The sequence below is a fragment of the Phenylobacterium glaciei genome (assembly GCF_016772415.1).
Taxonomy (GTDB): domain Bacteria; phylum Pseudomonadota; class Alphaproteobacteria; order Caulobacterales; family Caulobacteraceae; genus Phenylobacterium; species Phenylobacterium glaciei.
In genome coordinates this window covers 3,616,675-3,638,405 of record NZ_JAGSGD010000001.1, presented here as the reverse complement: position 1 = coordinate 3,638,405, position 21,731 = coordinate 3,616,675, and the positions used below count along the sequence as shown (strand labels likewise).

At 69.2% G+C, this 21,731-nt stretch carries 20 protein-coding genes; 5 read left to right on the top strand and 15 right to left on the bottom strand.

The genetic code is table 11. The annotated features are described in order from the left end of the window. Window positions 1–41 precede the first annotated feature (41 nt). From JKL49_RS17940 to JKL49_RS17920, 5 genes are all read right to left on the bottom strand, one after another. Window positions 42–308 carry an EscU/YscU/HrcU family type III secretion system export apparatus switch protein gene (locus tag JKL49_RS17940; protein ID WP_215342329.1) on the bottom strand — a complete coding sequence of 89 codons (267 nt, stop codon included), beginning with the start codon at window positions 306–308 and terminating at the stop codon, window positions 42–44. Beyond that, entirely contained in the window at window positions 305–1,408 is a 1,104-nt protein-coding gene (locus JKL49_RS17935) for a flagellar hook-length control protein FliK (protein ID WP_215342327.1), read from the bottom strand. Before JKL49_RS17935 ends, JKL49_RS17940 begins: the two co-directional genes overlap by 4 nt. A 65-nt stretch (window positions 1,409–1,473) precedes the next feature. After that, entirely contained in the window at window positions 1,474–2,277 is an 804-nt protein-coding gene (locus tag JKL49_RS17930; RefSeq protein WP_249778112.1) for a sterol desaturase family protein, read from the bottom strand. Between the two features lie 100 nt (window positions 2,278–2,377). Then, complete coding sequence (locus JKL49_RS17925; RefSeq protein WP_215342325.1) at window positions 2,378–3,439, bottom strand: AraC family transcriptional regulator; 1,062 nt, start codon at window positions 3,437–3,439, stop codon at window positions 2,378–2,380. Between the two features lie 52 nt (window positions 3,440–3,491). Further along, window positions 3,492–3,884: a hypothetical protein gene (locus tag JKL49_RS17920; protein WP_215342323.1), complete on the bottom strand. Its 393-nt coding sequence runs from the start codon at window positions 3,882–3,884 to the stop codon at window positions 3,492–3,494. 323 nt (window positions 3,885–4,207) lie between these two features. On the opposite strand from JKL49_RS17920, the gene JKL49_RS17915 reads away from it, so the two are divergent. Next, window positions 4,208–5,398 (top strand): MFS transporter, encoded by a 1,191-nt coding sequence (locus JKL49_RS17915; RefSeq protein WP_215342321.1) that lies wholly within the window; start codon window positions 4,208–4,210, stop codon window positions 5,396–5,398. On the opposite strand, the gene JKL49_RS17910 is transcribed toward JKL49_RS17915, so the two are convergent. The 6 genes from JKL49_RS17910 to JKL49_RS17885 form a co-directional block, all read right to left on the bottom strand. Next, a complete protein-coding gene (locus tag JKL49_RS17910; protein WP_215342318.1) occupies window positions 5,395–6,609 on the bottom strand; it encodes a glycosyltransferase family 4 protein in 1,215 nt (404 codons plus the stop codon). The two genes, JKL49_RS17915 and JKL49_RS17910, sit on opposite strands and share 4 nt — an antisense overlap. Then, window positions 6,606–8,450: a hypothetical protein gene (locus JKL49_RS17905; protein ID WP_215342316.1), complete on the bottom strand. Its 1,845-nt coding sequence runs from the start codon at window positions 8,448–8,450 to the stop codon at window positions 6,606–6,608. The genes JKL49_RS17910 and JKL49_RS17905 overlap by 4 nt, the downstream gene beginning before the upstream one ends. A 55-nt stretch (window positions 8,451–8,505) precedes the next feature. Beyond that, window positions 8,506–9,261 carry an ABC transporter ATP-binding protein gene (locus tag JKL49_RS17900; protein WP_215342314.1) on the bottom strand — a complete coding sequence of 252 codons (756 nt, stop codon included), beginning with the start codon at window positions 9,259–9,261 and terminating at the stop codon, window positions 8,506–8,508. Then, window positions 9,258–10,097 (bottom strand): ABC transporter permease, encoded by an 840-nt coding sequence (locus JKL49_RS17895; RefSeq protein WP_215342312.1) that lies wholly within the window; start codon window positions 10,095–10,097, stop codon window positions 9,258–9,260. The genes JKL49_RS17900 and JKL49_RS17895 overlap by 4 nt, the downstream gene beginning before the upstream one ends. Before the next feature lie 104 nt (window positions 10,098–10,201). Then, entirely contained in the window at window positions 10,202–10,927 is a 726-nt protein-coding gene (locus tag JKL49_RS17890) for a methyltransferase domain-containing protein (RefSeq protein ID WP_215342310.1), read from the bottom strand. A 26-nt stretch (window positions 10,928–10,953) separates the two neighbouring features. Then, window positions 10,954–11,991, bottom strand: coding sequence for a GHMP family kinase ATP-binding protein (locus tag JKL49_RS17885; protein WP_215342308.1), 1,038 nt, complete (start codon window positions 11,989–11,991; stop codon window positions 10,954–10,956). Window positions 11,992–12,095: 104 nt separating this feature from the next. Here JKL49_RS17885 and JKL49_RS17880 point away from each other — a divergent pair, with 104 nt between their 5' ends. Together JKL49_RS17880 and JKL49_RS17875 are read left to right on the top strand one after the other, a co-directional pair. Then, complete coding sequence (locus JKL49_RS17880; protein WP_249778111.1) at window positions 12,096–13,172, top strand: glycosyltransferase family 2 protein; 1,077 nt, start codon at window positions 12,096–12,098, stop codon at window positions 13,170–13,172. Further along, complete coding sequence (locus JKL49_RS17875) at window positions 13,169–13,531, top strand: DMT family transporter (RefSeq protein WP_215342306.1); 363 nt, start codon at window positions 13,169–13,171, stop codon at window positions 13,529–13,531. Before JKL49_RS17880 ends, JKL49_RS17875 begins: the two co-directional genes overlap by 4 nt. Here JKL49_RS17875 and JKL49_RS17870 read toward each other — a convergent pair. Further along, on the bottom strand, window positions 13,485–14,234 hold the full coding sequence (locus tag JKL49_RS17870) for a PIG-L family deacetylase (RefSeq protein WP_215342303.1): 750 nt from the start codon (window positions 14,232–14,234) through the stop codon (window positions 13,485–13,487). The genes JKL49_RS17875 and JKL49_RS17870 overlap by 47 nt on opposite strands. A 2-nt stretch (window positions 14,235–14,236) precedes the next feature. Further along, window positions 14,237–15,088: a GNAT family N-acetyltransferase gene (locus JKL49_RS17865; RefSeq protein ID WP_215342301.1), complete on the bottom strand. Its 852-nt coding sequence runs from the start codon at window positions 15,086–15,088 to the stop codon at window positions 14,237–14,239. A 109-nt stretch (window positions 15,089–15,197) separates the two neighbouring features. Between JKL49_RS17865 and JKL49_RS17860 the strand changes: the two genes are divergently transcribed. Then, window positions 15,198–16,580 (top strand): hypothetical protein, encoded by a 1,383-nt coding sequence (locus tag JKL49_RS17860; protein ID WP_215342300.1) that lies wholly within the window; start codon window positions 15,198–15,200, stop codon window positions 16,578–16,580. Between the two features lie 7 nt (window positions 16,581–16,587). Beyond that, a complete protein-coding gene (locus tag JKL49_RS17855; protein ID WP_215342298.1) occupies window positions 16,588–17,418 on the top strand; it encodes a hypothetical protein in 831 nt (276 codons plus the stop codon). Here JKL49_RS17855 and JKL49_RS17850 read toward each other — a convergent pair. Next, window positions 17,408–18,538, bottom strand: a complete 1,131-nt coding sequence (locus JKL49_RS17850) for a glycosyltransferase family 4 protein (protein ID WP_215342296.1) — start codon at window positions 18,536–18,538, stop codon at window positions 17,408–17,410. The two genes, JKL49_RS17855 and JKL49_RS17850, sit on opposite strands and share 11 nt — an antisense overlap. Beyond that, window positions 18,535–21,729 (bottom strand): glycoside hydrolase family 99-like domain-containing protein, encoded by a 3,195-nt coding sequence (locus tag JKL49_RS21345; RefSeq protein ID WP_215342294.1) that lies wholly within the window; start codon window positions 21,727–21,729, stop codon window positions 18,535–18,537. The genes JKL49_RS17850 and JKL49_RS21345 overlap by 4 nt, the downstream gene beginning before the upstream one ends. Window positions 21,730–21,731: the final 2 nt, after the last annotated feature.

Here is a 21,731-nt window from a genome sequence, read left to right as displayed (position 1 = left end):
ATTGCGTTACCGCCACCGCGACATAGCGGCGCTATTTGAAATTATTTCGAATCCGGCGCGGGACCTTCGCGCATCAGAAACGCCAGGATCTCGGCGACGGCCAGGAACAGCCGTTCGGGGATCTCGGTGTCCAGCTCGACCTTGGACAGGGCCTCTGCCAGCAGGGGATTATGTTCCAGAGGCACGCCATGGGCCTCGGCGGCGGCGATGATCCTCTCTCCCACCAGGCCGCGGCCGGCGGCCACCACCCGCGGCGCTCCGGGAGCTTCGTACTGGAGGGCCACTGCGAGGCGGCGGTCGTTGCTCATGCCGACTGATCCAGCAGGCGGCCGGCGCTGGGGAGCGGGGCGGGGGGCGGCCCGGAATGGACGGCCAGTTCCAGCTGCAGGTTGGCGGCGGCCAGCGCCTGAGCCAGCAGCGGCTGGGCGGCGCGCAGGCGCTCGGCGGCCTCAGTGCGGAGGACCCACAGGCTGACGCGGGCCAGGTCGCCCTCGAAGGCCACCTGCGCGTCGATGGGGCCGACCGGCTCGAAGTCCACCGAGAAGCGGGCGCGCCATAGGGGCTCGCGCTCCTCGTCGCGGGCGCGGCCCTGGCTGTCGCGGCTGATCTCGAACTGGGCGACGCCCGGACCCTGCGGCGTCTGCAGCGGGGTCTCGAACATCCATCGGGTGGGGTCGTTGGGGCGGTCGGGCTCGGGCAGGGAGGCGAGCTGCAGCAGGTCCAGGTGAGCCAGAGCGCCTTGCGTCTCGGCGGCCAGGGCCTCGCCGATGGCGCCGGCGCTGGCGTCCAGGGGCAGGCTGGGCATGGCCGCCTTCTGGGCCGAGGTCGGGGCGCCGCCATAGGGCGGGCGTGGCGTGGCGCCGGGCGGGCGCCGGGTGGCCGGGCCGAGCGCCTGACGCAGGACCAGCAGGGCGGCCTTCAGGTCGCTGCCGAGGGGAGATTTCCCGGGCTCGGCGGCGAGGTTGGCCTCCAGGAACAGGCCGGAATTCTTCAACGCCCGCTTGATGTCGGCGCCGCGCACCTCGGGGTCCAGCGGCAGGAGCTGGGCCAGCATCTGCATGGCGGCGGCCCGTGCCGGTGGCGACAGGACCTGGGCGCGAAGGGCCTGGCTGAGATCGGCCATCAGCGGCGCCAGGCCGCTCTGGCGGGTGAGGGCCGTGCGCAGGGCGGCGGCCATCGCCTGGGCCGGCGTCTGGGGCAGGAGGGGGGCGAGGCCGGGCAGGGACGAGGTCTTGGGCTGCCGGCTGGGCGCCTCGACGGGGAGGGCGGTGTCGACCGCGTCGGCCTCGACCGCCCGCTGCATCTCCCGCAGCAGCTGGCCGCCCTGCACCCGGGCGACCGGGCGCACGGGGGCGAGCGCCGGCACCTGTGCGGCGGTGGGGATCGTCCCCACGGGGGCGACCTTCATGGCGCGGCCTGTCTGGACACGCCCTGATTCTAAGGGCTGCGGGTGAAGCGGTCCTTAAGGAAGACCTACTCGGCGGCGACCAGGACCCGGACCGGGGGCTTGCGCACCGCCGCGGCGAAGCGAGCGTGGTACTCCGGGTGCTCGGTGCCCATCCAGCGGTCCCACCAGGTGAAGTAGAGGCCGTAGTTCTTGCCCCGCTCATGGTGCATGTCGTGGTGGGTGACGCTGGTGATCCAGTCGAACATCGGCTTGCCGTCAGCTGTGGCGGGCATCAGCTCGTAGCCGCAGTGGGCCATGGTGTTGCGGGCCAGCTGGTGGGCCATGAACAGGCCCAACACCGGCCAGGGTGTCGGCACGGCGATCACCCACAGAGGCACGAAGATGGCCATCACCGCGGCCTCCCCCAGGTCGAAGCTGTAGGCGGTGAAGGGCGAGGGGTTGTGGCTGCGGTGGTGACGCCGGTGGAAGGTCCAGAACAGCTGGGGCCGGTGCATGATCCTGTGCGCCCAGTAGAACCAGGCGTCGTGGGCCACGATCATCAACAGCAGGCAGGCGCCGAACCAGACCGGGCCCCAGCTCGCCGCCAGCTTCGGGCCATACAGCCAGCCCATGTGGTTGGAGATCACGATGATCATCGAGATGGTGGAGAAGATCAGGATCGTGCGCATGGAGATCAGGAACTCGACGATCATCTGGCGGACCGGCGGCTGGTCTCCGCGGATCTTGCGGCCGGCCAGGACGCCGGCCAGCAACACCCAGATCAGCATCCAGGCGCCGATGGCGAAGACCACATAGCGCTCGAGATCGAGCAGCATGTTCGCCGTCCAGTGTTGGCCCATGTGCAGGAGCCAGCGTTCCAGGTGGTCCATCTTCGCCTCCGTGTTGATGCCGGCCTGGATGGCGGGACACGGGGCGTGGCGCTCGCCGGATGCGGAAATCGGCGAGGCTTTGCGGAATCGGCGAGCGATTTCAGGAAATCGGCGAGGTTTCGCCTGTCGCCTGCCGGCGGAAGTCGGTGGGGGTCAGGCCGGTGGCGTCCTTGAACGCGCGGTTGAAGGGGCCGAGCGATGCATAGCCCAGGTCAAAGGCCAGGGTGGAGATGGCCACGCCGGGGGCCGCGCTGAGGAAGGCCCTCGCCGCCTCGATGCGTCGGGCGTTCAGGAAGGCCGCGAAGTTCCGGTGACCCAGATGAGTGTTGATCAGCCGGCGCAGACGGTGCTCGGGCACGGCTACTTCGCGGGCCACGTCGCCGATGGTCAGGCCTTCGCGGCGCCAGATCTCGCCGTCCTGCATGAGGGCGTTGAGGCGGTCCAGGGCGACCCGATCCTGCGCCTTCAGGCCGTCGTCCACCGCGCTGGGGGTGGCGCGGCGGGTCGAGGTGAACAGGGCCGGCGGGGCCTGCAGGAAGGCGGCCGATCCCGCCAGGCAGAACAGCGCCAGGATCACGGCGCCGGCGAAGGAATTGTCGACGCCGTAGCCTTGCACCGGCGCCCCGAGATTGGCGCTGAGGTTCAGCCAGGACTGCAGGGTGGCGTAGAGGGCGACGATGGCCAGCAGGGGCCCGCGCAGGCGGCGACGTTGCTCCACCAGATCGCCGCGCCAGCCGCGCCACAGGACGGTCAGCAGGGCCAGGCAGATCGTGGCCCGGACCAGGTCACCCAAGATCCAGACCGGCTGGCAGTCGGGAGGTGGGATCAGCATGGCGGTGGCGGTGACGGCCAGCAGCACAAGGGTCGGGGCCAGGGTGCGCAGGCTGACCCGCCGGTCCTCGAACAGCACCGCGCAGAACAGCCACAGCGCGCCGGGCGTGATGCAGGACAGCAGGACGAACAGCGGAACCGGCCTGTGATCGGTGTTCAGGGCCGGGGCGGAGTTCAGTGCGAAGCCTGTGACGCAGGCCAGGAACAGGGCGCCCGCGATCTGGGCGTCGCGGCTGGCCCCGCCCTGCCGCCAGCCGATGATGGTCGCCGCCAGGGCGCCGACCGCCAGGCCGCGCAGCAGCATCTCATAGAGGATCAGGTCGCCGGTCATCGTGTGGCGAAGCTACCATCATCTCGGGCGTGGGCCAGGGGCCGTTGAAGGCTCAGGCCGCCGGCGCGCGGTAGGGCAGGTAGCCGCGCTCGACCATGCGGCGCATGGCTTCGTAGGCCTCGGCCAGTTCCTCATAGGCCTGCCGAAGGCGGCCCAGACGGGAGATCTGCTCGTGGCTGGGACTGATGGTCTCGCTCAGCGCCAGGGCCTCCTTGACCCACTGGGCCCGGGCCATGGCCGCGGCCACCGCCATCCGTTGGAATTTCTGGCTGTCGGCGAAGCCGAGCACCGCGCCGATCACCTCCTTGTTGGAGGCGAAAGCCGTGTAGTCGATCTGCTCCAGCTGACCGCGCATGCGACGCTGGGCGTGGGGATCGTCGTCTGTTCCCTGCGGCTCGAAATGGTCGATCGCGTGCCGGTGGAAGCTGGATGTACGGGTCGCCATGGCGGGCTCCCTTTCCTGTTCAGCCGCCATCCTAGACGGCCCAGGCCTTCGAAGCTGTTAAGAGCCCAAGTCGACATGGCGGGACACACTACCCCGGCGCGCGGCTCACCGAGAGTGGCGCCGAAGTCACGCCGGCGGCCGGACCACGGCCAGGACGATCAAGTTTCGGCTCTATTTTGGCGATCGGATGGAGGCCTTCTCGAGGTGGTCATGGGCATAGGGCCCCTGGGCACGGGCGGTGGCTGGTCCCGAACTTCTCCACTGGCGCGGAACGAGACCTTGGGGCCTTCTTCGGCCGGGGAACCAACATGGGGGAATCGGCCATGACCGCCGCCAAGCGTCTAAGCCCGGGCTTCATCGTCGCCATCTGCTTCTGTATCGCGGCGCTTGAAGGCTACGACATCCAGGCCTTCGGGGTCTCGGCGCCGCATCTGGCGCCGGAACTGCACCTCAATCCAGGCCAGATGGGCTGGGCCGGCAGCGCGGCCATGATCGGCCTGGTGATCGGCGCGCTCACCGGCGGCCTGTTCGCCGACCGGGTGGGACGTAGGCCGGTGCTGGCGGTTTCGGTGGCGACCTTCGGGGTGTTCTCGGTGGCCACCGCCATGGCTCATAATTTCGAGGCCCTGACCCTTTCGCGGCTGCTCACCGGGATCGGCTTCGGCGGCGCCATGCCCAACCTGATCGCCATCGCCACCGAGATCAGCACGCCGGCCAAGCGGGCGGCCACCACCACCAGCATGTTCTGCGGCCTCCCGGCCGGCGGGTCCCTGGTGGCCCTGCTGGCGAGTAACGGCGGCGAGACCCTGGATTGGCGTACCATCTTCCTGATCGGCGGAGCTCTGCCGCTGCTGCTGACCCCGGTGATCCTGTTCCTGCTGCCGGAGACGCGGCCCCAGCATGATCCCGCCGCCGATCGCGGCCTGGCTCGTGGGCTGTTCTCCGAGCGCCGCGCGCTCACCACCCTGCTGATCTGGATCGTCTTTGGCCTGGACCTGCTGGTGACGTACCTGCTGCTCAACTGGCTGCCGACCCTGGTGGTGGCCAAGGGCTTCACCGCCGCCGACGGCGCCGCGGCTTCGCTTTGGTTCAACGGCTTCAGTGTGATGGGCGCCCTGTTGCTGGGCTGGCTGGCCGACCGGGTCGGCTTCCGCTGGCCGCTGCTGGCGGTGTTCCTGGTGCTGGCTGGTGCCATGTACGGCCTGGCGCAGGCCGTGACCCTGCCGGCCATCTTTGGCTTCGCAGCGGCGGCAGGCTTCACCGTGGTAGGCGGCCTCTACGTGCTCTATGCCCTAGCGCCGATCTACTACCCCGTGCACGTCCGCGCGGCCGGCGCCGGGGCGGCCATCGCGGTGGGACGCCTCGGCTCCATCGCCGGTCCCCTGATCGCCGGTGAACTGCGCGGCGCGGGCTACAGCGCCGGCCAGGTGTTCCAGTCCATGGTCCCGGTGGTGTTGGTGGGGGCGGTCGCCGTCTTCGCCCTGATGAGCGTCGGCAGGCCGGTGAAGGACTAACCCCGGATCGCCGCCATCGCCGCACGCTTCACCGCGTCGGGCAGGGTGCTGAACCAGGCCTGGGGCGACAACCGCTCGGCCACCATCCGCCGTCCGTTCTCGGCCAGCCGGCGGCCCAGTTCCGGCGTGGTGCGCAGGCGCTGCAGCGCCTCGGCCGCCGCGGCGGTGTCGGGCTCAGCCCAGGTCTGGCCGGCATAGATTCCCTGGCTGTCGCGCACCGGCACCTGGTGCGAGCCGATCAGCATCGCGCTGTTGGCATCCATGAAATCCAGGTTTCCCGACCAACCGGTGGCGATCACCGGGGTTCCCAGCGCCATGGCCTCGGCCGGGGTCAGGCCGAACCCTTCGGCCCGGTGCAGGGAGATCAGCACGTCGGCGCCGGCGATCAGACTCTTCACCTGTTCATAGGGCCAGACGGCGTCCTCGATCGTCACATTGGCCGGCGCGAGCTGGCGCAGGCGGGCCAGGTGGTCGTGGAAGAGGTGGCCGTTCTGGGTCTTCATCAGCAAGCGGACAGATGCGTCCTCGCCAAAAGCCTGGGCGAAGGCGGAGATCACGCCCTCGGGGTTCTTGCGGGCTGCGGCGGAATTGAAGTCGAACAGGCTGACGGCCAGGAACTCCGCCGCGTGCGGCGTGGGGACCACGTCGCGATAGTCCTCCAGGAACAGCGGATGAGGCACCACCCGCACCGGCGCCGCGGCGCCCGCCAGCGCATCGGCCGTATAGCTGCTGGGGGCCCAGATCCCGTCCACCAGGGCGGCGTCCTTCAGCCAGAGATCGGGCGCCCTGGGCAGTTCCCAGGCCCAGTAGCCGTAGCGTGGGCCCAGCACCCTTTTGGGACCGAGATAGGCCAGGGCCGCCAGCAACTCCGGGGCATTGAGGTGGAAGATCCAAGGACCCGGAACCGGGGCCGCGCCCGCCTTGCCGATCCAGTCGAGCTGGGCCTCCGAGACATCGACCTTCTCCACCGGCACGCCGAGGGCCTCGAAGGCGCGGACGGCCAGACGGGCCGAGGCGGCGATGCCGTGGGAACCTTCGAAGAACCCCACCACCCGGATCGGTCCGCCCACGGTGTCGGCGGCGTGCGGGGCGCGGGCGGAGACCCGGACATAGGCCGACAGCGCCCGGGCCAGCACCGGCTGGGCGGCAAGGCGCAGGCTCTTGGGGACCAGGCCGCGCCAGATGCGGCGGGCGGTGGCGACGAGGCTCATCGGCGCGCCGTGCGCCAGGCCACCCTATGGGCCAGCAGGGCGATGGCGTCGGCGGGGCTGAGGTCCTGCGCGGTCATAAACACCACCTCACCGACCTGGGCGGGCGGGACCATGGGCTCCCCGGTGGCGGTGCGGAAGGCGCCGGTGGCGGCCTCGAAGACCGGGGCGCCGGTGGTGTCGATCCATCGTTCCATCACCACCAAGGTCTCGCAGTCGCCGGTGGCGGCAATGCGGCGCGGGATGGCGGGCGTGCGGCGCACGCTGAGCCGGGCCAGGCGGAAGACCGGATGGTTGCGCACGTCGGCGGGCAGGGCGGCGAGATCGATTCCCGCCTCCGCCAGGCCGCCGCCGATCAGCCAGCGAAGGAAGGCGAACCTCTGGCCGAAGCTGGCGAGCGGGAACAGCCGTTGGAGGTCGCCGCGGCTCTCCCACAGGGCCAGGAACAGCCGCGGGAAGGGCAGTCCCTGGGCGAGGTGGGGCACGGGCGCTTTGAGCGTCGGATCGATGAGGCCCGCAGGCCACCCGGCGCGATCGGCCAGGCCATAGGCCGAGACCTGGAGATCGGGGGTCTCGCCAAGCGCGTAGCCGACGGCTCGGCCGACGATGTCGGCCCCGACGCCGGCCAGCAGGCGGGCGTCGAAACGGCCGGCCAGGGCTTCGGGGCCCAGCAGCCAGGCCCGCAGGCCGATGGGGTCGGTGGTGAAGCGATCGCGGAGGTCCTTGCGGGCGGCCCGCATGGCGTTGATCGCCAGATCGGGCTTGGCCGTCAGCCAGGGCGCCAGGGCGTCGGAGGCCGCCAACCAGGGGCCGTCCGGCGCGCCGACAGGCTGCCTCACAGGCCCGCCCCGCGGCGCCAGCAGCCAGGTCTCGGCCGCCGCCGTCAGGCCGCCGCCGAAATCCTCTCCGCCGCGCGCCGCCGCCAGCATTCGGCGGCGCTGGTCGGGCATGATCAGCCGCCCTGACGGGAAGGCGCGGTGGCCGTAGGGCGTGGCCTTGGCCTGTGCATGGCCGTTACGCAGCAGGTCGGCGGCATAGTCTTTCAGCAGGTCCGCCAGGGCCGATCCCGCCAAGATCTTGATACGGTCCTGGTGCTTGGAGAGCAGTTCGGGGCGGGCTGGATCGAAGCCCGAGAAATGGAAGAAGCCCAGGCTCTCGCCGTCCACCCGCCAGCTGTCACCGTCCCTGGTGAGCTCGCGGCCCTCCAGGTTCCAGTAGGCGAGGTTGAGGGCCGGCGTGCGCAGCAGGGCCAGGTCGCTGACCAGGCCGGGCGCCAGGTCTATCCACTTCTGATCGGTGAACAGGCCGGCCGCGAAGTCGACCCGGCAGTCGAACTCCAGCTTCTCCGCCCACCACTCCAGCAGGGTCTCGATCTGCGGCTCATTGCGCACCGCCATGAAGCCGAGGTTGTACGAGCCTGAGGTCAGGATGACGTGGTCGTTGGGATTGGCTGCGCCCCGCAGCGGCCGGGTCATGTGCGGGGTGAGGACCAGGGGTGCGCGGGCCAGGCCTTCGCGGACCTCGGCGAGCGGCCGGTAGACGAAGATGTCGGGGTCCAGATAGACGACCGAGCCGACGCCGGCTTCGGCCAGCAGGGCGCGGAAGGCGTGCGGCTTGACCGCGGTGTTCAGCTCCAGGGCGTCGTAATAGGCGCACATGGCCGCGAAGTTCGCGACGATGCCGCCGGCCTCGATCACGCGTATGCCCGGATCGGCGAAGGCCATGGGTCCGTCGGTGGCGATGACCACCCGGGCCACGCCGGGCTCGGCCACGGCCAGGCTCTCCATCAGCGTCGCCGCCTGGGCTTGGTAGTTGCGCGAAACGATGGTGAAGACGACGTCCAAGATACTTAGCGCCCAGCCCCTGATGAGGTTTGTCTAGCAGGCGTCGGCGTGCACGTCAGGCGTCGGCGAGCAGGTCGTCCAGGTTCTTCACATGGGTGACAGGAGACGCGACGCCGCCCTTCATCACCATGACCTTGTTGCAGTAGAGGCGGATCAGCTCGATGTCGTGTGACGCCAGGACCAGGATGCCGGCCCGCTCCATCAGCGACAGCAACCGCTTGTGGGCGATCTTCTGGAACTGGGCGTCGCCGACAGCGATCCATTCGTCCATCAGCAGCACGTCGGCGTCGACAGCGGTCGCCACGGCGAAGGCCAGGCGCGCCTGCATGCCGGCGGAATAGGTCTTCAGCGGCATGGCCAGGAAGGGGCCGAGGCCAGTGAAGTCGCCGATCTCCTCCAGCTTGCTCTCGATCTCGCGGGCGGTGAGGCCGGCGATGCGGCCCCGCAGGCGGATGTTGTCCAGGCCGGTGGCCGAGGGATCAATGCCGAGGTTGAGGTCCAGCAGTGAGGCGATCTGGCCGTGGATCTCGATCTGGCCCTCGTCGGGCTCATAGGCGCCCGAGAGCGCGCGGAGCAGGGTGGTCTTGCCCGAGCCATTGTGGCCGATCAGGCCCAGCCGGTCGCCGGCCTTGAGCTTGATATTGACCTTCGAGAGCGCGGTGACCTCGGTGGCGCCGGTGAGCGACGAGCCCAGGCGGCCGCCGACGGTGACCGTGGCCAGGCTCTTCTTCAGCGACTTGGCGTCCACCCCATAGACGGGGAACCGCAGGGTCAGGTCGCTGACCGTGATGGAGACCTGCGGACCCTTCATAGGTAGTGGACGATCCGGCGGCGGGTGAGGGTGAAGGCGGTGAAGACCGACAGCCAGCCGACCACGGCCAGCAGGGCCAGGATCGGATAGGTGCCCGACCCGGTTTGGCCGCCCATCAGCGGCGCGCGGATGCCGTCGATCATGTGGAAGAAGGGGTTCAGCACCAGCAGGGCGTGGGCGCGGCCGCCGCTCATCCGGCTGGGCTCCCAGAAGATCGGGGTCATGAACATGGCGAACTGCATCACCGAGCCGACGATCTGCGGCACGTCGCGGAAGCGGGCTGAGGCGATGCCCACCGCCATGCTGGCCCAGGAGACGTTGAGCAGCATCAGGAAAATGCCCAGCATTGCGAGGGGCACGTTGGCCACCTTCCAGTAGCCGAACCAGACCAGCACCACCACCACGATGACCATGTGGTGGGCGAGCGTGATCAGGTTCCTCAGCACCGTGCGCCACACGAAGGTGAACATCGGCAGGGAGGTCTGGCTGAGCATGCCCGAGGCGTGGACAAAGGTGTCGCAGCCCTCCGTGATGACCCCGACGATGACGCCCCAGAAGACGATGCCAAGCGCCACGAAGGGCATGTAGCGCTGGATCGGGACTTTGAAGATCTCGGCGTAGAGGAAGCCCATCCCCAGGACCATCAGGCCCATGGAGAGCGTGATCCAGAAGGGGCCGAGGATCGAGCCGCGATAGCGCGAGACGATGTCATGCCAGGCCAGCGACCAGGCCAGACCGATGCGCTTCGTCGACGCCTTGAGGTCGGCGAACGCCATGCCGAACTCGTGCAGGGTCCCGTGGCGACCCGTGCGCAGCATGTGTTCCGCGATTTGCATCAACTCTCCCGACCGAGGCCGCTGGTAACAGGTCGCATTTTGCGGCGCAAGCGTGGCGCGGGGCCGCGATTTCCGTGGAAATCGACTGAAATTCGCGTGGTTGGTTACAGCTCGCTCTCGTCCTCGAAGGGCGGGGGGCTGGTCTTCATGTGGGCGTGGTCGGCGCGGTACTGATTGAAGTGGCGCCGATCGGCGGGGGACGGCTGGACGGTGTCGCGCACCAGACCGCCAAAGGCCAGTTCGCGAGCGGTGCGCTTGCGCACCACGAACTCGATCCCGCACTCGCTGATGGGGGTCAGGGTCTGGTCGAACCGAGGCAGGTCATAACGGAAGGTGGAATTCAGCAGCACCAGCCGCTCGATGTCGGCGGCCTCCCCCAGGCCCGACAGCAGTTCCACCAGGTTGACGGATCGCTCGCTCCAAGAGCGCGCCTTCAGCACCGTGAAGGTCCACTTGTGGTCGAGGTTGTGGGTCGAGGCGAAGACGCCCTGCTCGTAGAGGTCCTCGTCGGGGACGGTCACCACCAGGAAGCCGCCCGGCTTGAGCACCCGGAACCAGGAGGCGAGGCCTTCCTTGGGATCGACGAGATGCTCCAGGCAGTGGCTGGAGTGGACGAAGTCCAGGCTCTCAGGCGGCACGCCGGCCAGTTGCTGGGCGTCGCCGTCCTCCCAGTCCCAGACCCGCACGCCGGTCAGGCCCGGGAAGAACTGGGTATAGAGCGACAGCGGATCGGGCTTGCCGCCGATGTCGAGACCCTCGCCCACCAGCCAGCGCCGGGCGAAGTTGGGATCGGCCATTCGCCGGGCGATGGATTTTGAAAGCTCTTTCACCCGTCGCCTCTAGCCGTTTTCGCGGCTCACCGCACCACCCAGGATTCGACGCCTGTATTGATGAAGCGGGCCGACTGGGCCGCGCCGCCGAAATTGCTCAGCAGGCGTTTGAGACCATCGCGTTTGGTGGGGTCGATCAGGAACATCATGAAGCCGCCGCCGCCGGCGCCCGAGACCTTGCCCCCGAAGGCGCCGAAGGCCTTGGCCCGCGCGTAGACCTCGTCAATCTGGGCTGAGGACATCTTGGTGGCGGTGAGCTTCTTCGAGGCCCAGCCGGAATCCAGCAGGTCACCGAAACGGGCCAGATCACCGGCCAGCAGGGCCTCACGCATGGCGTAGGCGCTGGCCTTGATGTCGTGCAGGGCCTGCAGCGAGGCCGGCGCCTGGGCGCGCATGTTGGCGGTCTGCTCCTCGATGATCGACGCCGACTCCCGGGACACGCCGGTGAAGTAGAGCACCAGCGAGGCCTCCAGCTCGTTCATCACCGTGGTGTCGACAGCGACGGGTTCGACCTCGACCCGGTTCTGGTCGTGGAAGTGCATGACGTTGAGGCCGCCATAGGCCGCGGCGTACTGATCCTGATGGCCGCCCGCGAGACCCAGGTCGACGCGCTCGATGTCGTAGGCCAGGGCCGCGACGGCGTGCGGCGTCATCGAGATGTCGAGGAACCGCCGGAACGCCTCCACCATGGCCACCACCAGGGCCGAAGAGGTGCCCAGGCCGGAACCCGGCGGGCAGTCGGCATAGGTGGTCAGGGTGAGCGGGATGGCCTGGCCGCCGGCATGCTCGGCCACAAAGCGGTTATAGACCCCCTTCAGCAGGCGCAGCGGTTCGTCGGTGGGCAGGGGGCTGGTTGCCGCGCCATTCCAGAAGTGCTCGCGGTCGGCGGCCACCAGCCGCACCTGGCCGTCGGTGCGGCGCTCCAGGCTGACATGGGCGAACAGGTCGATGGCCGCGTTCAGCACCACGCCGCCATGCTCGTCGCAATAGGGGGAGACGTCGGTGCTGCCGCCGCCGAAGCCGAGCCGGAGCGGTGCGCGGGCGCGCACCAGATCGTGGGGCATGAGTGTCGCCGGTTGGTGGACGTTCGACCACGGGGGGTAGTCGCAGGCCGCGCGCTTTGCAACCTGCCAGGAGCCGTGTATCCGACCGGGGAAGGAAAACCCTGATGCCGCCGACAGAATCCGACGCCGCGATGGTCCAGGCCCGTTCGGTCCGGCCGCTTGTCGCGCCCTCGTCGGCCTTTCCCACCCTGGAGGGCTCCGGGACCTGGATCATCATCCCCTGCTATCGGGTGCGGGACCATATCCTGAAGGTGATCGCCAAGATCCCCAGCTGGTGCGAGGGCATCATCTGCGTCGACGACGGCTGCCCCGACAAGTCCGGCGACTTCATCGAGGCGGCCAAGGCTGATTCTCGCGTCGCCATCGTGCGGCTGTCGAAGAACCGTGGAGTCGGCGGCGCCGTGCTGGCAGGCTACGCCGAGGCCATCCGCCGCGGCGCCCGGGTGCTGGTCAAGGTGGACGGCGACGACCAGATGGACCTGGGCTACATCCCCCACCTGGTGGCCCCCATCCTGCTGGGCGAGGCCGACTACACCAAGGGCAACCGCTTCACCTCCATCAGCCACCTGAAGTCGATGCCGAGCGTGCGGGTGTTCGGAAACGCGGCGCTGAGCTTCGCGGCCAAGGTCTCCACCGGCTACTGGAACGTCTTTGATCCCACCAACGGCTTCACGGCCATCGAGAGCTGCGTCGCCGACCGGGTGATGGAAAAGCAGATATCGCAGCGGTTCTTCTTCGAGACCGACCTGCTCTACCACCTGGGCACCCTCCGGGCGGTGGTGCGCGACGTGCCGATCCCGGCCCGCTACGGCGAGGAAGTCAGCAACCTGCGGATCGGGGCCATCGTCGGCCCCTTCGCGCTGAAGCACTTCACCAACTTCTGCCAGCGGGTGATGGGCCAGTACTTCGTGCGCGACTTCCACGCCGCGACCCTGGAGCTGATCTTCGGCGCCATCTTCCTGGCCTTCGGCGGGACCTACGGCATCCACTGGCTGGCGACTCGCAATCCGCACCAGAGCGCCTCGGCCGGCGTGGTCATGGCCGCCGCCCTGCCGGTGATCGTCGGCACCCAGATGCTGCTTCAGGCCATGAACTTTGACGTGCTGAACACGCCCTCGCGGCCCATCCACCCCTATCTTCGCACCATCCGCCAGATGGAAGCCTCCGAGCACGCCTCGTGAAGGCGCTCGACTACCTGCTGTGCGCCGGGTTCGCCGTGGCCCTGCCGATCGGCCAGCTGCTGTTCAAGTGGGCGGCGCTCTATCAGGCGCAGATAGAAGGCCCCATGCCCTGGAAGCTGTTGCGCAACTTCCCGCTGATGGGCGCCTTCGGCTGGTATGGGCTGACGGCGCTGGTGTGGTTCTACATCCTGACCCGGACGCCGCTCTCCACCGCCTACGCTTTCTCGATCCTGGGCTCGGCCCTGGTGCCGGTGATGGCCTGGGTGATCTTCAAGGAGCCGGCCAGCTGGAAGTTCGCGGTCGGCTACGGCCTCATGCTGGCGGGTTTCCTGGTGATCCTGCAGGCCAAGCCGTCCTGATCGAGGCCGCCACCTCGGCAAAGGTCACCCCGTACATGCGCTCATAGAGCAGGGGCCCGGCATGGGGCCGCTGGCCGACGCGGGCGGGGGCCAGCGCCTGGTGGGCGAAGCCCTTGCGCAGATAGTTCGCGAACATCACCGGCCACAGGCCAAGCCAGGTCTTGCCCTGCGACGGGAAGGCCCGCACCCCGGCGGCGAAGGCCAGCCACTCTGCGCGCGACAGCCGGGTGCGGACCAGGGGCCCGTTCTCCGCCAGCGGCGACCCGGCGCGGAACAGCCGGCCGGGCAGGCCAGGGCCATTGTAGAGGGTGATCTGGTCGATAGGTGTCGCGCCGGCCACCTGGACGGCCAGCGCCGCACAGGCGTCATGGTCCATGTGCCCACCCTCCCAGGCGGTGACAACGAAGCGCTCGATGGGCCCGATCCGCACCAACTCGGTGATCAGTCTCGGCAGCAGGTCGGGGAGGTGGCGGTGGACCTGGCCGTCGACGGCGCCGGAGCCCGCGCCGACATGGATCACCTGCTCGGGCGGCACGCCGAGGCCCGCCAGATAGGCCCGGGATTCGGCCAAGCGGCGTGCCGACACCGCCGGCGTCGCGTAGTCGGCGATGTAGAGGAACCATTGCTCGCCCGCCGCCCGCGCGATCAGCGGGGTGGCGAAGTACTCGTCGTCGAAGTGGGCCAGGATGTGGACGCGCGCCATGGTCAGTAGGGATCGAAGTCGAGGAAGCCGATGGCCGTCCGCACCGGATCGAGGCTGGCGGGCGCCGGAGCCCCCAGCCGCCGATAGATCAGGTTCAGGGGTGAGGGCCGCAGCCGCTGTGGCAGCCGCAGGAAGCCCAGGCCCGCCAAATCCAGCCGCGGCTCCAGGCCGATGAACAGCGACGCCAACCCGGCGGCCCCGCCAGGCTCGGTCAGTCCCTCCGTGACGAACCCCACGCAGCGCACCAGGGGCAGGTGGGTCGGCGCCGAGACCACCGTCAGGCCGGCCCGGTCGCGCACACCGTACCGGCTGGCGGGATTGGCCAGCCGCCAGGCGAGGCGGCGCGGGGTCCAGTCGATGCGGAAGTCGGCGTCGTCGCTCTCGAACCGCGCCGGGCGCCGCAGCAGCACGCCCGCCTCCAGCGGCGCGACACGTTGGAACTCCAGCTTCTTCAGGAAGCCGGGCGTCGAGTTGGCGTTGGCCACGCCCATGACGAAGCCGTGCCCCGCCGCCGCGCCCGCCTCATAGGTCGCCTGGGCCAGCCGGGTGAACAGGCCCTGGCCGCCGTAGTCGGAATCGGTGGCTGTGTTCAGCGACAGCAGGCCCCGCACCGAGCCGCCGCCGATTCGCGCCGTCGTCGGACAGGTGACGTAGTGGGCGACCAGCCGCTCGCCGTCCCAGGCGTCGAAGCCAACCACCCGGCCGTCGGGATTGTCGCGGTAGCGCCAGGCCAGGGCGTCGGCCGTGAACTTCTCGGCCGCGCCGAACACCTTCTGCAGCAGGGCGGAATAGGCCGTGAGCTGATCGGGCGCCACGCCGGCAGGACGAATCTCAAGGTTTGGCGCACTGCTCATCTGGCTGCGATCATGGAAGCGTCGCTGCGTCGCGGCAACGGACGCTTTTTGCACCTTCTCAGGGGGACCTGCCCGCCCTAACTCTCAAGGTGGGATTGGGAGCGGGCGCATGGCGCGACGGGGACTGGATCTAACGGCCGACGATGTGGTGCGCGGCCTGCTGATCGTGGCCTTCCTGGTCATGCTCGCCGGCGCCATGCCGGGCCATCTGTCGCCGGATTCGATCTCGCAGCTCTATGAGGGCCGGACGGGCACCCGGGAGACCTGGGGTCCCGCCGCCTACGCCTCGGTGCTGGCGGTTTTTGATTCGGTTGTTCCCGGGACCGCGCTCTACCTGATCGGCAGCGGTTTTGTGCTGTTCGCCAGCCTGCTCGGCCTGCGCGGCCTGCGGCCGAAGGCGTCCTGGGCGGCGGCCCCGGTGGCGCTGCTGTTCCTGGTCTCCCCCATCATCCTGATCTTCCAGGGCATCGTCTGGAAGGACATCCTGTTCGCCAACCTTGCCGTCGCCGGCTTCTTCCTGCTGGCCCGCGCCAGCGTCAGCTGGCCGGCGCGTCGACCCCCCTGGATCGTGTTGGCCGGCGCCCTTCTAGCCCTGGCCCTCGCCGCCCAGGTCCGTCAGAACGGCCTCATCGTGGCCCCCTTCGCAGGCCTTGCCCTGGCCTGGACCGTGCGCGGCGAGGGCTGGCGGCGCAGCCTGATCTGGGGGCTGGGCTCATTCGCCGCCATCGTCGTGGCCTCCCATCTGATCGGCGTTGCCTCCCAGCCGGCCAAGGCGGGGCCTGACACCGCAGGCGGAGTGGGCATCCGCATCCTGGAGCAGTACGACATCATTGGCGCGGTGGCCCACGATCCCACCCTGAAGCTCACTGTCTTCAACGCCGCGGATCCCGAGGCCCAAGGTGTGATCCGCACCCGTGGCGCGCCCCTCTACACCCCCGTGCGCATCGACTATCTCGACGCCGACCCGGCGGTGGGGGCGGTGCTGTGGCGCCAGAGCGACGAAGTGGTCCGCGCTCAGTGGCTGGACATCGTACTGCACCATCCCGGCGCCTATCTGGCCCACCGGTTCGACGTGTTCCGCTGGGTGTTCCTGACACCCAAGATCGACAGCTGCCTGCCGCTGTTCGTCGGCGTCGACGGGCCGGCCGACACCCTGACGAAGCTGCAGATCGCACCGGGCAAGGACGCCTCGGACCGCGCCCTCTACAATTACGGCACCTGGTTCCTGGACGGGCCGCTGTTCTCGCACCTCAGCTATGCGGTGACCGCAGTCCTGGTGGCCGGCGCCCTGCTGCTGCGGCGCGATCGCGCCGACATCGCCATCATCGCCCTGATGGTGGCGGCCCTGGCCTTCACGGCGAGCTTCTTCGCCATCTCCATCGCCTGCGACTACCGCTACCTCTATTTCCTGGACTTGGCGGCCATGACAGGTCTGCTTTACCTGGCCCTCGACCCACCGATCGCCCAGGTCCGCCGTCTGCTGAGGCGCTGATATGATCATGCTCCGCCTCCTACCCCTCGCCCTGATCCTGGCGCTCGCCGGCTGCGACAAGCCGGCGCCGCGCACGATGAAGCTGGCGCCGGTCCCGCAACCCAGCCTGCCGGTGGAGAAGGTCGTCGCCCCCTCGACGAGAACGCAGCCGATCACGTGGGACGCCACCGAGGAGACCTTCCGCCTGGGAACGACGCCGCTGAAGTCGGTGCGGATGTGGACCTTCGATGGGGCCAGCGACGGCTTCGTCCTGGCCGGCGGCGTTACCGGCCTGGCCCAGAAGGCCGGCCTGCGTCTGACCAATCAGACGCCCGATCCAGCCCTGCGCTCCCCCAGCAACCTGGAGATCAACGGTGCGCGCGGCTCCCTGGTGCTGGTGCGCCTGACCCGCAAGCAGGCCAGTCCGGCCTGGGACGGCTCGCTCTACTACACCACCGCAACCCATGGTGAGAGTCAGGGCTTCTTCGCCAAGCCGGTGATGGGCGGCAGCCCGGCGGTCAACGAGACGCTGATCTTGGCCTACGACATGACCCATCCGATGGGCGGGGGCGACGACTGGACCACCTCCCTGATCAGCCAGATCCGCCTCGACACCGACGACAGCCCCGGCGGCGCCTTCGTGATCCGTCAGATCGCTGTGACCGAGAACCCGGGCCGCGAAGCGCTGGGTCTGAAGCCGGCGCCCAAGCCGCCGGAAGCGGCCAAGGCGGAGCCGGAGAAGGCTGTGGAACCGGTGAAGAGCAAGACGGAGAAGGCCACGCCTGAAAAGCCGAAGGCAAAATCCGAGAAGGCCGAGCCGGCCAAGAAGGCCGAAACCAAACCCGCCGCTAAGCCTTAGCCAAGTCGTCCAGGCGCGCGGTGTAGCGCAGGCCCACCGCGCGGGCGCTGAAGTGGGTGCGGATGTGGCGGCTGGCCCGGCGGCCCAGGGCGCGGGCCTCGGCCGGGTCGTCCAGCATGCGGGCCATCAGCTCAACGGCGTGCTCGACGCTGGCGTCGGCCCAGACCTGGCCCTGCGGGAACAGGTAGGCGTCCTCCGGCACCGGCACGAGCTCGCAGTCCACCAGCAGGCTGGTCTCCGGTGTCATGAAGTCGAGATTGCCCGAATAGTTCGTGGCGATGGCGACGCGGCCGAGCGTCATGGCCTCCGCCGGGCCGCGCCCGAATCCTTCCGAGCGGTGCAGCGAGACAAAGGCGTCGGCGCAGCGGATCAGGTTCTTGTTCTCGTTGTCGCTGAGCTCGCGGGTGATCCCCTGGGCCCGGCCGCCGAGGGCCGCGAGCCTGGCTTCCAAGGCCTTGCGGGCCGGATTCCTGTCGTCGCCGCCCTTGTACTTGACGATGGCGTGCAGGGGCGCGGTAGGGCGCAGCGCGCAGAGCCGCTCGAAGGCGTCCAGCATGGCCAGCGGGTTCTTGCGCTCCGAAAAGGACGAGAAATCGAAGGAGAACAGCACCACGAAGGCATGCTCGGGAATGCCGAAGGCGCGCCGTCCCAGGAAGCTCGACAGGGTCAGTTCCACCGCCAGGGGCATGTGGATCACCGGCTTGCTGACGGCAGGCGCGATGGCCTGGGCGATGAAGTCGGACGGCGCCCAGACCTCGTCGAAACGCTCCAGGATGCGGGCCCAGGGCTCGGGGTACTTCGACAGCTCCCAGGCCGGATAGATGATGTTGTGGGCGCTCTCGAAAGCGGCCTTGGAGCCGGTGGCCTCCAGCACCCCCATCGCCTGCTCCACCTCATTGGCGTTGATGCAGAAGAGGTTGGTCTTGGGGCTGAGTTTCGGGACGACGTGGGGACCGAAGTCGCGCTCGAAGTCTGGGTCCTTGTTGCGGTCCAGGCCGTAGATGTCGATCAGGCCCGTGGTTATCCCGGCCGCCTTGAAGGCTCGCCAGGCCGAGCGGACGTGTTCGGCCATGCCGATGGCCGAGAAGGGGTGGCCCACCAGGACCAGGTCGTCGCTCATGGCTTGTCCAGCAAGTCGGCGTCGGCGGCGTTCTTCACCGCCTCCAGCCAGCCGTGGCCGAAGCGCTGGTCGGGCTCCAGGTGCGCGCCCTCGGCCCACTCATTCCAGGCGTTGATGAACACCAGGCGCTCGTCGCCGAAGTTCTGCCGGCGGGTCTCGGCGAACATCGCCTCCAGCCAGGCCTGGAAGGCGCCCGGTGTCGCGTAGTGGTGCGAGAGGTTGTTGTCCTGCCGGCGCGCGGTGTTGTCCCAGCCGGGCATGGCCCCACGGAAGCGGGTGTGGGGCGGGGTCGGCTCGGCCATGTAGCGACGCACGATCTGGCGGTAGTCGCTGACCTTGCCCTCGAAGCGGGCGTTGTAGAGCGGGCCGGGCGGATGGATCAGGGCGTGGGCGCCGGCCGGCGGGAACTCGACGCTGGCGTCGAAGCCCAGGGTGGTGGGGTCGGTCGCCCCGCCCGCCTTCTCGAAGCCCTCGACATAGGCCAGGTAGATATCGCCCACGCCATTCTTCGCGCACCAGTCGCGCCAATGCGCCGCCCACAGCTTAGCGTCCGGTAAGAGCCCCGGCCGGTACAGCAGCACCAGCGGCTTGCCGTTCACCCGAATGTAGTTGGGGCGTTTCAGGAACGGCCCCATCTCGGCCATCAGGGCCTCGGCGTCGCCCTCCTCATAGGTCTGGGCCAGCAGCACGTCGTTGGACTGACCGTCCCAGGTGCGGGTCCAGTTCTCGTTGGCCCAGCAGAGGCAGAAGGGGAAGTCGCCCGCCGCCCCGGTCAGCAGGTGCTCCAGCGGTTTTTCCAGCACCCGGCGGCCGCCGGAGAACCAGTAGAAATAGTGGCAGAAGCCGCCGATCCCGTACCGGGCGGCCAGCTCCCCCTGGCGCTTCAGGGCGGCCGGGTCCGACAGGTCGTAGAAGCCCAGGTCGGCGGGCAGGTGCGGCTGGTAGTGGCCGCGATAGTTGGGCAGGGCCCGGGTGACATTGGTCCACTCGGTGAAGCCCGCGCCCCACCAGCGGTCATTCTCGGGGATGGTGTGAAACTGCGGCAGGTGGAAGGCGATGGTGCGGACGGTGTTCAGTCCCTCCAGCCGCTCGCCCCAGCGCTGTACGAAGGCCTGCTGGTTCCTGGTCGCCAGCCGGTGCTTGTAGCCGACGTCGATGGAGTTGGCGGTGACCGACAGGTGGTGGACGATCTCGGAGGTGGGCTCGTAGACGATCCGCAGGCCGCGCTCGCGCAGCCGGAAGCAGAGATCGGCGTCTTCGCAATAGGCCGGCGCGAAGACGATGTCGAAACCGCCCAGGTCGGCGAACACCTCGCGGCGCAACGCCAGGCAGGCGCCCGAGGCGTAGTCCACCTCGCGCCGCACGTTCCAGCGGGGCAAGGACGGATCGTCGAACAGGCCGATCATCTCGGAGGTCCCGTCGACGCCGATCCGGGCGCCGGCCTCCTGCAAGCGGCCGTCGGGGAACAGCATCTTGGGCGCCGTGGCCCCGACACCGGTTTCCTCATCGAAGGGCGAAAGCAGGGCCGCCAGCCAGCCCGGGCGGACCTGGACGTCGTTGTTCAGGAAGATGACGAACTCGCCCTTGGCGGCTTCCGCCGCCCGGTTGCAGGTACGGATGAAGCCGAGGTTCTGGGGGTTGGTCAGCAAGGTCAGGCCAGGAACCGTGGCCAGGACGGCGGAGGTCGCATCGGCCGAGGCGTCGTCGATGACGATGATTTCGGCGTCCTCAACGCCCCCGGCGGCCTGCAGCGAGGCCAGGCATTCCAGGGTGAACTTCAGATTGTTGTAGGCCGGGATCACGATGGAGGCCCGCGGCATGGCGGGGGCTGCAAAGGCGAGCGTGGCGGCAGCTTCCTCAAGGTCCTTCTCCGCCAGCTTGATCAGCTTCAGCGGCTTGACCTTCACCTTGGCGATGCGGGCGTTGTCCATACGGCGGCGCTCGCCCGCGAGGTCGCGATAGGCTTGGACGTCATAGAGACCGGCGTCCTTGGTGCGGCCGGCGCGCAACTGCTCAAAGAGGCCGGTGTCGGAGCCTCCGGCGCGCAGATGACCCGCGCCGGGTTCTGGCTTGGGCGCACGGCTGAGCGCCCAGTGCTCGAGGGCCGAGATCGGCTGCTCGGCGGCGTCTGGATGGGCGGCGAGATAGGCCAGCTCATCGAAGTCCGGCGCGGGGGATGCGCCCTCGAAGGCACCGTCGGCCAAGTAGTGCAGGATGGGGTGAACGTCGTCCGGCGCGTCGGGGTTCTGTTCCAGATAAAAGCCGGAATCGAAATGGGCGCTGGGGTTGCGGCGGCCCGCCAGGCCGTGGGTCAGGAAGTCGGCCAGAGGGCTCGCGCCCAGGGCCGTGGCGTCGCGGTAGCGGTCGGCGTACCAGCCTGAGTCAAACAGCGGATGCGGCGGGCGGCCTTCGCCCGCGCCACTGGTGACGTAGTGCAGCAGGGGCGGGAGGCCGCGCTCGGCGACGTCGGGATTCTGTCGCAGATACCAGGCGCCGGAGAACAGCGGGTGGGGCTCGTATCCCAGCTTCCAGCCCTGCCGCAGATAGTGCAGCAGGGGGTTCTCGCCCGACCTGGCCAGCTCCTCGGACTGGCCGACATAGTGGCGCACGTCGAACAGTGGGTGGGGGTTGAAGCCCTCCCGGGCGCCCGTGAACACGAAATGCTGCAGGGCGCTCAGGCCGCTGGCGGCCACCTTCACCGCGTGACGCGAGCGATAGTCGGCCAGGTCAAACAGTGGGTGAGGGTCGCGGCCCTCCTTGTCGCCCGCCACCAGGTAGTGGGCGAGCGGCGCCCAGGCGGTGCCCACCAGGTCGGGGTTCTTCTCGATGTACCAGGTCTGGTCGAACAGGGCCTTTGGGTGGGCGTTGGAATCGGGGCCGGCGCGGACATAGTCGATCAGACCGCGCGTCTCGCCGCCCTCGCGGCCGACACCCTGGTCGAGACCGAACGTCCACAGGCCCGAGCGCAATAGGAGGGTTGCGCGGCCCGGCCATTTGCCCCGCGCCAGGACCAGGTCGAACCGCTGCTCCAGGCGGCCGCGTTCGCGGTCCCACTGGCGCTTGGCGGCGGCGGACCGGAAGCGGGCCCAGCGGTCTTCGGCCAGGCCGGCGTGGACGGCGTGCAGGCGGCGGCGCTGGGCCAGAAGCTCGGCGGCGACATTCTCGGTCTTCTTGATGGGGGGCTTGGTCACAG